We start from the raw sequence: 12,855 nt of genomic DNA on the forward strand, positions 1-12,855 counted from the left end.
GTACAACTCTGTGCCGTAATAGATACAAAGTTATACAAGGAGCAGATAAATGTACAAGTTTGAACCGCAGCATATTCGTCTTGGTGTCAGCAGTTGCCTGCTGGGGGAGAAGGTGCGTTTTGATGGCGGCCATAAGAATTCTGCTTATTGCCAAAATGAACTAAAAGCGCATTTTGATTTTGTGCCGGTTTGCCCAGAAATGGCGATTGGCCTTGGCGCACCGCGTAAATCGATTCGTTTAGTTCGTGAGGCCGACAAACAAATTCGAGTGCAGTCAGCCGACAGCAGTATTGATGTTACTGATGCGCTGCAGCAGTTCAGTCAGCAGAAGGTTGAGAGCTTAGATTTTATCAGTGGTTACATTGTCTGCGCCAAATCGCCCACCTGTGGCATGGAACGGGTGACAGTGTATAAAGCCGGCACCAATAATGGCATGAAAGAGGGCGTAGGACTCTACACCCAAACCTTGATGGAGCGCTGGCCTCAGCTGCCGGTAGAAGAAGAAGGTCGCCTGCATGATCTGGTGATCCGTGAAAACTTCTTCACCCGCGTTTACGCTTATCACGATTGGCTATGCCTGCTGCACAGCGGCCTAACCCAACATAAATTGACCCAGTTTCACGCGCGCTACAAATACCTGCTGCTTGCCCATTCGCCAGCTCAATATCGCAATCTCGGGCCGTTGGTGGCTGATGCTGATTTGCCACTGGCACAAAAGGGACAGCAATATTTTGAAGGCTTTATGGCTGCGCTGAAACAGAAGGCGACCCGCAAAAACCACACCAGCGCCTTGCAGCATATTCAGGGCTACTTTAAGCGCGATTTGAGCAAGCCGCAAAAGCAGGAGCTCACTCAAACTATTATGGATTATCGCAATGGCGTGAAACCTTTGATTGCGCCGCTTACCTTGATCAATCACTACCTCAAAGAACATCCAACGCCCTATATCGCCGAGCAGGTGTATCTCAATCCACATCCACAGGAGTTAAAGCTGCGTTATGGCTACTGAAAACGAATTTTGTTTGGCGATTGGAGAAGTTGCGCGCTTGACTGGGGTAAACCCTGTGACCTTGCGTGCGTGGCAGCGTCGGTTTGGTTTAGTTACGCCGCAGCGCACGCCCAAAGGACATAGGTTGTATAGCCAAGCACAAGTCGATGAAATTAAAGAGATCTTGCATTGGCTGGCGCAAGGGGTGGCAATTAGCCGGGTTAAGCCGTTGTTGAGCAGCGCTGAAGGGCATGCCGAAATCGCCATTAATGACGATGCCGATTGGCAGCAACTGGCCAAAGGCTTGGATGATGCGGTGATGGCACTCAAAGCAGTCACACTGCGCCAGCGTCTAGACGAGCTCACCAGTTTGTATCCTATGCCGTTATGTGGAGAAAAACTGGCTGATTGGCTGCAAACCATTGAAGCCAACTTGGCACTGCGGGTTGATGGTGGACTGATTAGCCAGTGGCTGGCACGGCAGTTACAGCTGTATTTGGCGATTAGAACCGATTCGGTAATACGGCAAAAGCCACAGCAAGTGTTGCTACTGGCATTGCAGGAACATCCACAACATGCGCTGTGGGTGTGGCAGTTGGCACTGTTAGCTCAGGGTAAATTGCCGTTGCTGTTTGACCGTTCCAGTGAGCTCGATAGCTTGCCCTTGTTGATGGAGCGTCTACAACCTACCGCCTTATTAGTCTTGCCAGCGGCACATACACACGCGAGTTTGCTTCATCAACTGTCTGAGTTAGCCAGCAAGCTGTCACTCAGCACAGCGCTTTGCGGTAAATTTGCTTCGCTGTTGCAACCACAGCTGAGCCAAGACACTAACCTTACTAACCTCAGTATTCTCGACAGTGTGGTGCAGTTGCCAGCTTGGCTGATGGCAACACAGGAGGTGTCAGCATGAGCCAAGCAACGGTTTATATCTGGTTTCGGCAAGACTTACGTGTCAGCGACAACCAAGCCTTGCACGCGGCAGCCAAAATGGCGCGGCAGCAGCAACTGCCGTTAAAAGCGGTTTATATCGAAACGCCGTTGCAGTGGCAGCAACATGATGTTGGCACGCGGCAGTTAGATTTTATTCAGCGCCATCTCAATTGCTTGCAGCAATCGCTGGCAGCGCTTGGGGTTGAATTAGAGCTATGGCATTGTGATGACTTTAATGGCGTACAACAGCTGTGGCAGAGCCGCATGCAGCAGCACGATATTGCTGCCATTTTTGCCGGGCGCGAGCCCGAACTCAATGAACTGCGCCGCGATCAAGCACTGATTGAAGCAGGGTTGCCACTCAACCTCACCGACGAACATTGCATCTTAGCCCCCGGCACAGTAGTGAATCAGAACGGCGAGATGTACCGCGTATTTACTCCATTTTTTAAACGTTGGCGTGAGATTGCCAGCGCGCAGCAATTTCAACCTGTCAAAGCGCCGGTGCCGCTTGGGCCAGCATTATCGGTTGCTGAGCCGATTAGCTTCTCGGTGGCCACTGGCGATAGTGAACTATGGCGTGCTGGGGAAGGCGAAGCGAAACAGTTGCTGCAGCAGTTTGTCGCGAATCATGCGGCTGACTACAAGCAGCAGCGGGATTTTCCAGCACTTGATGGCACCAGCAGCTTATCGCCTTACTTGGCAATTGGGGTGATTAGTCCAAGGCAATGTTTGGCAACGCTGTTGGCGCAATTTCCTGAAGCGCTGGTGGATGACACTAGCCCAGGCCGTTGTTGGTTGTCGGAATTGGTCTGGCGCGAATTTTATCGGCATCTGCTGCAGGCTTACCCCAATTTAAGCATGGGCGCTAACTTCAATCCGCTCGGGGCACAAATTGCGTGGCGCGATGATCAACAGGCGTTTGATGCTTGGTGTGAAGGTCGCACCGGCTATCCCATCGTTGATGCTGCCATGCGTCAGCTCAATCGCACTGGCTGGATGCACAACCGGCTGCGGATGATCACCGCCAGTTTTCTTACTAAGCATCTGTTGATTGATTGGCATCGTGGCGAACGCTGGTTTAGACGACAACTGCTGGATGGTGATCTGGCTGCCAACAATGGTGGCTGGCAATGGTCGGCGGGCACAGGCTGCGATGCGCAACCCTATTTCCGCATCTTTAACCCTATGACACAAAGCGAAAAATTTGATCCTGACGCCAGCTTTATTCGTAAGTACGTGCCGGAAGTGCGTGATTGGCCGTTGAAGCAGATCCACCATCCAGAGAGCCGTGTTAATGGCCATCTGTTTGCGGTCAGCGATTACCCAACGCCGATTGTGGACCATAGCGCCGCGCGGGAACGTGCCTTAGACCGTTTATCGGTGTTGAAGAAAGCTAATTAACAAGGAGCAGCACATGACAAGTATCAGTGGCACAGCGAGCCCTGTTGAGCAGCAATTGGTCGAGCGCTTTCTTGTCATGTATCAGCGCCTCAACCGCGATAATTTAGCGTTACTCAATGATGTCTACGATGACGAAGTGTTATTTCAAGACCCGTTACATCAGGTGCGCGGCATTGCGGCGTTAACCGAGTATTTCGCCGCCATGTACCAAAACATTGATTACATCGGTTTTGATATGCAGCAGGTATTGCTAGTGCCGTCGCAAGCCGCTATTACTTGGCGAATGCAGTTTCAGCATCCCAAGCTCAACGGTGGCCGGTTAATCAGTGTTGATGGGATGAGCTTTCTAACCTTTAGCGATAAAGTCACCTTCCACCGCGACTACTTTGATGTGGGGCAGATGTTATATGAACAACTGCCGCTGCTAGGGAGTGCGGTGCGAGCCATAAAACGGCGGGCCGGGGTATGAAGCGAATACTGATCACGGGCGCGACCTCAGGCATTGGTTTACAGCTGGCAAAAGATTATGCCGCTGATGGCTGGCAGGTGTTCGGTTGTGGACGTCGTACTGAGGCGCTCGCTGATATTGCCAACCTGACCGCGTTCTCGTTCGATGTCACCGATAAACAGGCGCTGCAAACCGCGGCTGACACCATTGCCGATGCCTCGTTGGATATGGTGTTACTCAATGCTGGCACCTGCGAATACCAACAAATTGACCAGTTCGATGGCGACAGTTTTGCCCGGGTTATCAATACCAACCTGATTGCGGTGGGCTACTGCTTGCAGTTTTTGTTGCCGAAGCTAAAGCCGGGCGCACAGTTAGCCCTGACGGGTTCTGCAGTGGTGCATCTACCGTTCAGCCAAGCCGAAGCATATGGCGCGTCCAAGGCGGCGATTCATTACCTCGCGCAAAGTTTGCAACGCGATCTTCATTCAAAAAATATCAGTGTCAGCGAGATCCAACCGGGCTTTGTTGACACGCCTTTAACTGCGCGAAATCAGTTTGCGATGCCGTGGTTGATGACGGTTGAACAAGCCTCGCAGCGGATCCGCGCGGGAATAGCAAATCGCAAAGCGGTGATTGCCTTTCCTTGGCCGCTGTTGTTGTTGCTCAAATTGGTGTCATGGCTACCTTTGCGGTGGCAACTCAAGTTACTCGCTACCCAACCCACAGGAGAGTTATAGATGAGTCAGATAAAGGCTGCATCAGCACGTAAACGGATTGCCATTGTTGGCTCTGGTATCTCATCACTGACTTGTGGCTATTTGTTGTCGAAAAAGCATGAAGTCACCCTGTTTGAGGCGAACCCAACTTTAGGCGGCCACACAGCTACCGTTGATGTGGAACTGGCGGGCAAACAATACGCGATTGATACCGGCTTTATTGTATTTAACGATCGCACTTACCCGAATTTCCAAAAGTTGATGGCGAAAATTGGCATCGAAGCGTTGCCTACAGAGATGAGCTTTTCGGTGCAGCATCAACAAACTGGCTTGGAATATAACGGCCATAGTTTGGCGACGCTGTTTGCGCAAAAAAAGAACTTATTCAGTCTGCAGTTTTGGCGCTTTTTGCTGGAAATTACCCGCTTCAATAAGCGTTGTAAGCAGCTGTTCGTCAGTGGCGCCTATCCAGAAGATACCCTAGGCGAATTTCTCAAACAGGAGCGCTTTTCAGCGTTTTTCTGTGAACACTACATTTTGCCCATGGGCGCGGCGATTTGGTCGGCCAGTTTGCACGCCATTGAGGCGTTTCCGCTGCGTTTTTTCATTGAGTTTTTCCAGAATCACGGCCTGCTTGATGTCACCAATCGGCCGCAATGGTATGTGATTAAAGGTGGTTCACGCAGCTATATTCCGCACTTGATCAAGCCGTTTGCAGAGCGGGTACATCTCAATGCACCGGTGCAGGCCGTTACTCGTAACGACTTATGGGTGGAGTTGAAAGTGGCCGACCAGTGGCACACTTTTGATGAGGTGATTCTCGGCTGTCACAGTGACCAAGCCTTGGCGCTGTTAACCGATGCCGATCTTCACGAACAGCAAGTGTTAGGTGCGCTGCCGTATCAAAACAACGACGTGTTGCTGCATCAAGACACACGTTTGTTACCCAAGCATCAAGCAGCGTGGGCTAGTTGGAACTACCGCCTAGATGGCGACCGCGAAACACCGTCTACCGTCACCTACAACATGAACATATTGCAGCGCTTACCCGCCGATGCGCCGCATTTTTTTGTGACCTTAAATCAAAGCGATGCCGTTGCCGAAGACAAGATTTTGCAGCGGTTCAATTACAGTCATCCGCAGTTTTCGATGGCAGGATTACGGGCAAGACAGCAACGGACGCAGATCTGCGGTAAACGCCACACCCATTTTGTCGGCGCTTATTGGTACAACGGCTTTCACGAAGATGGTGTGCGCAGTGCGCTTGACGTGTGTAACCGCTTTGGAGTCAGCCTATGAGTTCGTTCAATAGCGGCATCTATTACGGTGATGTACTGCACAAACGCACAGAAACCGTGGAGCATCAATTCCGCTATCCGTTTGCGTTAGTGTTGTTGGATCTTGATGAACTCGAACAGCTGGAACGCTTAGGCGGGTGGTTTGGGCCACAGCGCTGGCGGCCGCTCAGTTTTAACCCGCAACATCACCTTGATGGCGGCACTATGCCACTGAAGCAGCGGGTACAGCAGCGCGTGGCTGAACTTGGTGGCGACGCGGGCAACCGCGTGATGTACGCCGGTCAACTGAGCCATTTTGGCGTGTACTTTAGTCCGGTTAACTTTTTCTATTGCTACCAAGATGATGCGCTAAATTGCATCTTGGCTGAGGTGAGCAATACCCCGTGGAACGAGCGCCATTATTACCTGATTGATGCTCAGCAAAGCGCGTTAACCCCCAAAGCGTTTCATGTGTCGCCATTTATGGATTGCGCCATGCAGTATCGCTGGCAGTTCAATCATCCGGCAGAGCAGCTTAATTTTGCGATTAGCAATTTGCGGCCAAACAGTGGTAAAGCCAGTTTTCGCGCCGCTATGCAGTTGCAACGCCAGTCATTTACCGCCTCCAATATTCGCCGTTATGGGCTGCGTTATCCCTTGATGACGCTGCGCATCGCATGGCTAATCTATTGGCAAGCATTGAAATTATGGTGGAAGAAAGTCCCGTTTGTGCCTCATCCCAACACACTAAAATCACAGGAGAACCCCCATGCAACCAAGCGAGATTGAGTTAAAGCAGCCCGTATCTTGGCAACTTGGCTGGCGACAAAAACTGGCGAGAAGTGTGTTGTTTAACCTACTGCAAGGGCTGAGCAATGGCGCGGTCACGCTGGTGGAAGGTCATCAACGCTATAGCTTTGGCGACGCTTCCGCCGAGTTGCGCGTGACCATGACCATAGTCGATCCGAGCTGTTATCAGCGCTTAGTGTTTGGTGGCAGTATCGGTGCGGCGGAAGCTTATATTATGGGGCAATGGCACTGTGATGATTTAACCGCGTTGGTGCGGATTTTTGCCCGTAATCTGAAGTTATTGCAACGACTTGAACAGCGCTTTAGCTGGATAACCAACGGCTGGCATTTGTTGCGTCATCGCTTTAGTCGCAACTCGGTCAACGGCAGTAAGCGCAATATCTTGGCGCATTATGATTTGGGCAACTCACTGTATGAGCAGTTTCTTGATGATTCGATGCTGTACTCCAGTGCCATCTATCCGCATCCCGACACAGGTTTAGCGGCAGCGCAGCAACATAAGTTGCAGTTGATCTGCGAGCGGTTGGATCTCAAGCCGGGGCAACGGGTATTGGAAATCGGTACCGGATGGGGCGCGCTGGCTATTTACGCGGCGCAGCATTTTGGCGTGCATGTGACCACCACCACCATTTCTGATGCCCAGCACCAATATGCTAAAGCGCGGATTGAGGCGGCAGGTTTAACGGAACAAATCTCCCTGCTGAAGCAGGATTACCGCAAGCTCGAAGGCCAGTATGATCGGATTGTTTCCATCGAGATGATTGAAGCGGTTGGGCATGAATATCTGCCGGGATTTTTTAATAAGCTGAATTCGTTACTGTTACCCCATGGTAAGTTGCTACTGCAGGCCATCACCATCGCCGATCAACGATACGATAGCTATCGTCGTGGGGTGGATTTTATTCAGCGCTATATTTTCCCCGGTGGCTGCTTGCCGTCGGTGTCTGTGATGGCGCAGCAGCTAAGTCAACATTCCGATATGGTGATTGATAGCCTGTATGATTTTGGCTTTGATTACGCCAAAACCCTCAACGATTGGCAGCAACGTTTTGTGCACGCATTAGCGCAGGTCAAACAGTTGGGTTACGGCGAGGACTTTATTCGAATGTGGCGTTTTTACTTGAGTTACTGCGAGGGTGGGTTTCTTGAGCGAACCATCAGCGTGGTGCATGTTACTGCGGCCAAGCCAGATTATCGGCCGCAGTAATTTCAAACACTTGTAAGCTAACAGAACCGCGATTAGTGAGCCTTGGCCATTGAGGCAACTTCATATTGTTTGGCAGAAAAGGCCTCGCGGATCTGGTGGCTGTAAGCTGTGCCCGCATTAGCAGAAATATGCAATGTGACAGGTTGGCTATTCTCGGCGCGTATCACGCAAGTGAGCTTACCTTTTTTGGCGATGGCGCGGCACTCTTTGGCAAAACGTTCTGGGATTTTGCCGCTGTGTTGAGCCATTCGGCCATTTTTAAAATGCATCTCAAATAGCACGTCTTTGGGTTTACGTACGAATACCAATTTGTAAATCACAGCAAGAATTACTAACAGCGCCAGCAGTTTTAAAATTTCGGCCATGTTGTCTCTCCGAGATGACGACGATGGCTTCACTATAGTCGCTGGTCATGCGGCTAACTGCTAATTCGGTCACAGAGTTTTGATGCGGTAAGTTTGAATTACTGTTAAAAAACAGTGAGTCGGCAGTCATTATTGGCCACGATCGTTCGCTAAATTCCGCCCATTAAGTTCAGCTATGCTACTTTATTGAAATTCATCTGCACTAAGACTCAGGAGTCTATATGCAACTCGCCAACCCTGAACTATTGCAAACACAAGCCTATATCGATGGCCAATGGTGTGACGCCGCTAATGGCGAACAAATAGATGTTATCAATCCTGCCACTGAACAACGGCTTGCCTCGGTTGCCTTTGTCGGCGCCAGTGAAACCCAGCAAGCGATTGCCGCCGCTGAGCGCGCATTGCCCGCATGGCGCAATCAAACGGCCAAAGCGCGTGCACAGCTATTGCGCCGCTGGTACGAGCTCATTATCGAAAATAGTGCTGACTTGGCATTGTTGATGACCAGTGAAGGCGGCAAACCCTTAGCGGAAGCCCAAGGCGAGGTGGCTTATGCGGCCTCGTTTATTGAGTGGTTTGCCGAGGAAGCTAAGCGATTGTACGGCGATGTGATTCCAGGCCATCAAGCCGATAAACGCTTGTTGGTGATTCGACAAGGCATTGGTGTGTGTGCAGCCATTACCCCGTGGAATTTTCCGGCGGCGATGATTACCCGTAAAGCTGGGCCAGCCTTGGCGGCTGGGTGCACTATGGTATTAAAACCCGCCGAACAAACGCCGCTTACCGCATTGGCTTTGGCCAAACTTGCCGAGCAGGCGGGTATTCCTGCGGGTGTGTTTAACGTGCTACCCGGGCACGCAATCGAGATTGGCCGAACGCTTACCGACAGCCCCGTGGTGCGCAAACTGTCGTTTACTGGTTCGACCGCAGTGGGCATCAAATTGATGCAGCAAAGTGCGGCAACGTTGAAAAAACTGTCACTGGAGCTAGGCGGCAACGCGCCATTTATTGTGTTTGAAGATGCCGATATTGATGCCGCTGTTGCCGGTGCGCTTCAGTCTAAATATCGTAATGCTGGGCAGACTTGCGTCTGCTCTAACCGCTTCTATATTCACGACAGCGTTTATGATGAATTTGCCGCCAAGCTGGCCAGTAAAGTGGCTGAGCTCAAAGTAGGTAATGGTACTGACGCCAGCGTCAATATTGGCCCGTTAATCGATTATAAAGCGCTCGATAAAGTGCAGATGCAACTGCAGGACGCTGTGAGTAAAGGGGCTAAATTGCTGTTGGGCGGTGAGCGATTAGCAGGGCGTTTTATGCAACCGGCTGTTTTAACTGAAGTAACGGCGGCAATGATGATTGCCAAAGAGGAAACGTTTGGCCCAGTTGCGCCATTATTCCGTTTCCAAGATGAGCAGCAAGTCATTGAATTAGCAAATGATACCGAGTTTGGCTTGGCGTCTTACTTCTACTCGCGGGATTTATCACGTGTTTGGCGTGTTGCTGAAGCCCTCGACTACGGCATGGTGGGGATCAACACCGGATTGATTTCCAATGAGGTCGCGCCTTTTGGTGGGGTCAAAGCCTCTGGATTGGGGCGAGAGGGCTCAAAATACGGCATTGAAGATTATCTAGAGATGAAATATCTCTGTATCTCGATTTGAATTGCCAGTAAACAAAAACGCGGTGCATCGGATAAAATCGCATTGCCCGCGTTTTATTGCTGAATTTGATGCATTGCTACATGCGGTGATCACCAGAACGTGACAGTGACGCAACGGTTTCCGCAGCCTGAGAAGAGCTGGCCAAAATATGGTTCATCACCAAAATCACATCTTGGATCTGCAACTGCGCCTGCTGGGTTGAAGTTGCCACTATTGACATATCCTTGGTGGCAATTTCCGTTAAACCACCATTTTGTTGCACTACGTCACCAATCTGCTGGGTGGAATTACTGGTGCGCCCCGCCAGTTTACGCACTTCATCGGCGACCACCGCGAAACCGCGACCTTGATCACCGGCGCGGGCGGCCTCAATTGCAGCGTTCAGCGCCAGCAAGTTGGTTTGATCGGCAATACCGCTGATGGTGGACACAATTGCATCAATATTGCGTGACTGTTCATTCAGTTTGGTAATTGCCAGTGTTGCCTTTTCTACCTGCGACACACTGCTTTGCGAGGTGGTTGATACTGATTGCAGCAGCGACAAAGCCTGCTGGGCTTGCTCGTTGGTGTCTAACGCTGCACGATGCGCTACTTCCGCCGCATGGGTGGTCGCATTAGCGCGTTCAATACGCTCGGTAATATCACTGGCGAATTTAATTAACTTATAGACTTTGCCATCTCGGTCTATTACCGGGTTGTATGAGGCTTCTAGCCAAATCTCTTGGCCCGATTTAGTGACACGTTTGAATAGACCGCTTTCAAATTTGCCGCTGGCAAGACTTTTCCAAAAGTTGGGGTTTTGCTGATAGAACTCATCTTCACAAAACATGCGGTGATGCTTGCCGATAATCTCTTCGCGGCGATAGCCCATGGCGCGCAAAAAGTTATCATTGGCATCAAGAATATTGCCTTGCGGATCGAACTCAATTACCGCTTGCGAGCAGCTCAACGCTTGTGAAATTGCCACATGATGGAGTAGTTCTTCTTGGGTGCTGGTGACGTCAGAGCAAATTTTCATTACCTGAGTCACTTGGCCATTTTCCACTACCGGGAAGTAAGTGGCTTGCAGCCACAGTCGTTTGCCCGAGGCATGGCGACGTTCCACAATGCCACAGTAGGGTTTTCCGACGCGCAACTGCTGCCAGAACTTTTGGTAGTCATCGGAGCTGGCATAGGCGGAGCTACACAATTGCCGATGTTTCATCCCTTTGAGGACGGAACGTTCAATACCTACCATGTCGGCAAACATTGGGTTGGCATCTATGATAGTACCATCCAGCTCAAAGGTGATGCTGGGCAGGTTGGTTTCGATAGCAGAAGAGACTGCGGTTAAACGATTAACATTAACGTTTGTTAAACAGTCATTTTCGGCTTTCTTGGTTCGGTTCCAGAACATGGTTAACCCTTTTCAAATTCGTGCGTTGGCGAAGGTTAATTAAAATCTTCTTCGGTCCCTGAAATTTGAGCGCAGATTGCTATGCGGGGCTCATCAGCGCGAGTTGGTCGAAGTTAAGCATAGAAGATATTTTTGAGGCTGCATTACCGACGTTGGTCGTGGATACAATTATTTAAAAAAGCTGTTTGAAATGGTGGAGTTACTGCCAATGGGCGATTAATCGCCCATTGGCAAGTGCAGAGGTAGTGTTGCTGTTAGTCGGTATTTTGCAACGCTGCGATGGTTTGTGACACGTTTTGCGAGCTGGTGAGAATATCGTTCATTACAGTGCTCACCTCTTCAATGTGGACTTTCCCTTGGGTTGTTGCATCTGCAACAGAGGAGATCTCTTTGGTGGCTTGTTCGGTCAATGTGCCGTTCTTTTTCACGACATTGTTGATCTCTTTGGTAGATTCGGTGGTTCGAGCCGCTAATTGCCGCACTTCATCGGCCACCACTGCAAATCCTCGGCCTTGCTCTCCTGCTCGGGCGGCTTCAATGGCCGCGTTCAACGCCAACAAATTGGTTTGATCGGCGATGGCGCTAATGGTGGATACGATAGATTCAATATTTCGGGACTGTTCATTCAGCTCCACAATCGCACACGACGCACGCTGCACTTGCTGATAGTTGAGGTTGGCATTATCGCGCACATTGCCCAGCAGTGACGTGGCGTGTTGCAATTTTTGTGTGGTTTCGATAGCTGACTCTCTGGCAACATTGGCTGCGGCTTTGGTGGCATCGGCCCGCAGTACCCGTTGGGTGGTATCACTGGCAAATTTGATGACTTTATATACATTGCCATCGGGATCTTTAATCGGGTTATAGGAGGCCTCTAACCATACGGCATCACCGTGCTTGGTGTAACGCTTGAACAGCCCAGTTTTGTACTCACCCGCGGCGAGATCTTTCCAAAAGCTGGGATTCTTACTGTAGAACTTGTCATCGCAAAATATGCGGTGATGCTTGCCCTGAATCTCATTCAGTTTGTAGCCCATGACCTGCAAAAAATTACTGTTGGCATCGACAATATTGCCTTGCGGGTCAAATTCGATCCCTGCGCGCGATTTATCAAGGGCATCCGACAGGGCGATTTTATCCAATAACTCTTCATGTTCGGCGGTTACATCGGTGGCCATTTTCATCACTTTGGTGACTTGGCCATCACGCATCACCGGAAAGTAAGTGGCCTGTAACCAGACGGCATGACCATTGGCATGACGGCGTTTTACTGCACCTGAATAGGGAATGCCGCTGCGTAATTTATTCCATAGGTCGGCGTATTTGGGCGATTTTGTCAGCTCAGCAAAACATAAGTCGCGGTGGTGCATACCGATAAGGCGTTGGCGCTCAATACCTACCGCTTTGGCAAATAACTCGTTCGCATCAATAATGTTACCGTCGGGCGTAAAGGTGATTGACGCGATGCTCTTATTGATCGAGTTGGTAATGGACTTAAGTTCAGCGAGTTCATCTTCCAGTTGATGGCGCTGTTGTTGAGATGATGATTTTCCCCAAAACATAGTGAGTCCTTCAATGGCTATTCAGATGGGATTAACTGCCAATTTCACAGGCAGCGTCACCAAAGTCAATGGTCGTAACCGT

At 50.4% G+C, this 12,855-nt stretch carries 12 protein-coding genes and 1 pseudogene; 9 read left to right on the plus strand and 4 right to left on the minus strand.

Annotated features, from left to right (window positions below; translation table 11 throughout):
* The first annotated feature begins 49 nt into the window (after positions 1–49).
* Genes JYB87_RS04770 through JYB87_RS04805 form a run of 8 tightly spaced genes read left to right on the plus strand, consistent with a single transcriptional unit; the run spans position 50 to position 7,786 of the window.
* Positions 50–1,009, plus strand: a complete 960-nt coding sequence (locus JYB87_RS04770) for a YbgA family protein (protein WP_207355766.1) — start codon at positions 50–52, stop codon at positions 1,007–1,009.
* A complete protein-coding gene (locus tag JYB87_RS04775) occupies positions 999–1,901 on the plus strand; it encodes a MerR family transcriptional regulator (protein WP_207355767.1) in 903 nt (300 codons plus the stop codon). The genes JYB87_RS04770 and JYB87_RS04775 overlap by 11 nt, the downstream gene beginning before the upstream one ends.
* Positions 1,898–3,325 (plus strand): deoxyribodipyrimidine photo-lyase, encoded by a 1,428-nt coding sequence (phrB, locus tag JYB87_RS04780; protein ID WP_207355768.1) that lies wholly within the window; start codon positions 1,898–1,900, stop codon positions 3,323–3,325. The genes JYB87_RS04775 and phrB overlap by 4 nt, the downstream gene beginning before the upstream one ends.
* A 13-nt stretch (positions 3,326–3,338) precedes the next feature.
* Entirely contained in the window at positions 3,339–3,794 is a 456-nt protein-coding gene (locus JYB87_RS04785; RefSeq protein ID WP_207355769.1) for a nuclear transport factor 2 family protein, read from the plus strand.
* Positions 3,791–4,513: an SDR family NAD(P)-dependent oxidoreductase gene (locus JYB87_RS04790; RefSeq protein WP_207355770.1), complete on the plus strand. Its 723-nt coding sequence runs from the start codon at positions 3,791–3,793 to the stop codon at positions 4,511–4,513. Before JYB87_RS04785 ends, JYB87_RS04790 begins: the two co-directional genes overlap by 4 nt.
* Positions 4,514–5,791 (plus strand): NAD(P)/FAD-dependent oxidoreductase, encoded by a 1,278-nt coding sequence (locus JYB87_RS04795; protein WP_207355771.1) that lies wholly within the window; start codon positions 4,514–4,516, stop codon positions 5,789–5,791.
* Entirely contained in the window at positions 5,788–6,558 is a 771-nt protein-coding gene (locus tag JYB87_RS04800) for a DUF1365 domain-containing protein (RefSeq protein WP_207355772.1), read from the plus strand. The genes JYB87_RS04795 and JYB87_RS04800 overlap by 4 nt, the downstream gene beginning before the upstream one ends.
* Entirely contained in the window at positions 6,539–7,786 is a 1,248-nt protein-coding gene (locus JYB87_RS04805) for an SAM-dependent methyltransferase (protein WP_207355773.1), read from the plus strand. The genes JYB87_RS04800 and JYB87_RS04805 overlap by 20 nt, the downstream gene beginning before the upstream one ends.
* Before the next feature lie 32 nt (positions 7,787–7,818).
* Here the strand turns inward: JYB87_RS04805 and JYB87_RS04810 are convergent, their stop codons facing one another.
* Entirely contained in the window at positions 7,819–8,151 is a 333-nt protein-coding gene (locus JYB87_RS04810) for a DUF3634 family protein (protein WP_207355774.1), read from the minus strand.
* A 221-nt stretch (positions 8,152–8,372) separates the two neighbouring features.
* On the opposite strand from JYB87_RS04810, the gene JYB87_RS04815 reads away from it, so the two are divergent.
* Positions 8,373–9,815 carry an NAD-dependent succinate-semialdehyde dehydrogenase gene (locus tag JYB87_RS04815; protein WP_207355775.1) on the plus strand — a complete coding sequence of 481 codons (1,443 nt, stop codon included), beginning with the start codon at positions 8,373–8,375 and terminating at the stop codon, positions 9,813–9,815.
* Between the two features lie 76 nt (positions 9,816–9,891).
* On the opposite strand, the gene JYB87_RS18830 is transcribed toward JYB87_RS04815, so the two are convergent.
* The 3 genes and pseudogenes from JYB87_RS18830 to JYB87_RS18885 all read right to left on the minus strand — a co-directional run.
* On the minus strand, positions 9,892–11,211 hold the full coding sequence (locus tag JYB87_RS18830; RefSeq protein WP_207355776.1) for a methyl-accepting chemotaxis protein: 1,320 nt from the start codon (positions 11,209–11,211) through the stop codon (positions 9,892–9,894).
* 254 nt (positions 11,212–11,465) lie between these two features.
* Complete coding sequence (locus tag JYB87_RS18880) at positions 11,466–11,903, minus strand: methyl-accepting chemotaxis protein (protein ID WP_267459566.1); 438 nt, start codon at positions 11,901–11,903, stop codon at positions 11,466–11,468.
* A 111-nt stretch (positions 11,904–12,014) separates the two neighbouring features.
* Positions 12,015–12,773: pseudogene (locus tag JYB87_RS18885) on the minus strand (PAS domain-containing protein); the annotation flags it as partial.
* Between the last annotated feature and the right edge of the window lie 82 nt (positions 12,774–12,855).

Origin of the sequence: Shewanella avicenniae (assembly GCF_017354945.1) — a bacterium.
Classification (GTDB): Bacteria; Pseudomonadota; Gammaproteobacteria; order Enterobacterales; family Shewanellaceae; genus Shewanella; species Shewanella avicenniae.

Coding starts and splice junctions, on each gene's coding strand:
- JYB87_RS04770 (WP_207355766.1), top strand. CDS start 50: ATGTACAAGTTTGAACCGCAGCATATTCGTCTTGGTGTCAGCAGTTGC.
- JYB87_RS04775 (WP_207355767.1), top strand. CDS start 999: ATGGCTACTGAAAACGAATTTTGTTTGGCGATTGGAGAAGTTGCGCGC.
- phrB (WP_207355768.1), top strand. CDS start 1,898: ATGAGCCAAGCAACGGTTTATATCTGGTTTCGGCAAGACTTACGTGTC.
- JYB87_RS04785 (WP_207355769.1), top strand. CDS start 3,339: ATGACAAGTATCAGTGGCACAGCGAGCCCTGTTGAGCAGCAATTGGTC.
- JYB87_RS04790 (WP_207355770.1), top strand. CDS start 3,791: ATGAAGCGAATACTGATCACGGGCGCGACCTCAGGCATTGGTTTACAG.
- JYB87_RS04795 (WP_207355771.1), top strand. CDS start 4,514: ATGAGTCAGATAAAGGCTGCATCAGCACGTAAACGGATTGCCATTGTT.
- JYB87_RS04800 (WP_207355772.1), top strand. CDS start 5,788: ATGAGTTCGTTCAATAGCGGCATCTATTACGGTGATGTACTGCACAAA.
- JYB87_RS04805 (WP_207355773.1), top strand. CDS start 6,539: ATGCAACCAAGCGAGATTGAGTTAAAGCAGCCCGTATCTTGGCAACTT.
- JYB87_RS04810 (WP_207355774.1), bottom strand. CDS start 8,151: ATGGCCGAAATTTTAAAACTGCTGGCGCTGTTAGTAATTCTTGCTGTG.
- JYB87_RS04815 (WP_207355775.1), top strand. CDS start 8,373: ATGCAACTCGCCAACCCTGAACTATTGCAAACACAAGCCTATATCGAT.
- JYB87_RS18830 (WP_207355776.1), bottom strand. CDS start 11,211: ATGTTCTGGAACCGAACCAAGAAAGCCGAAAATGACTGTTTAACAAAC.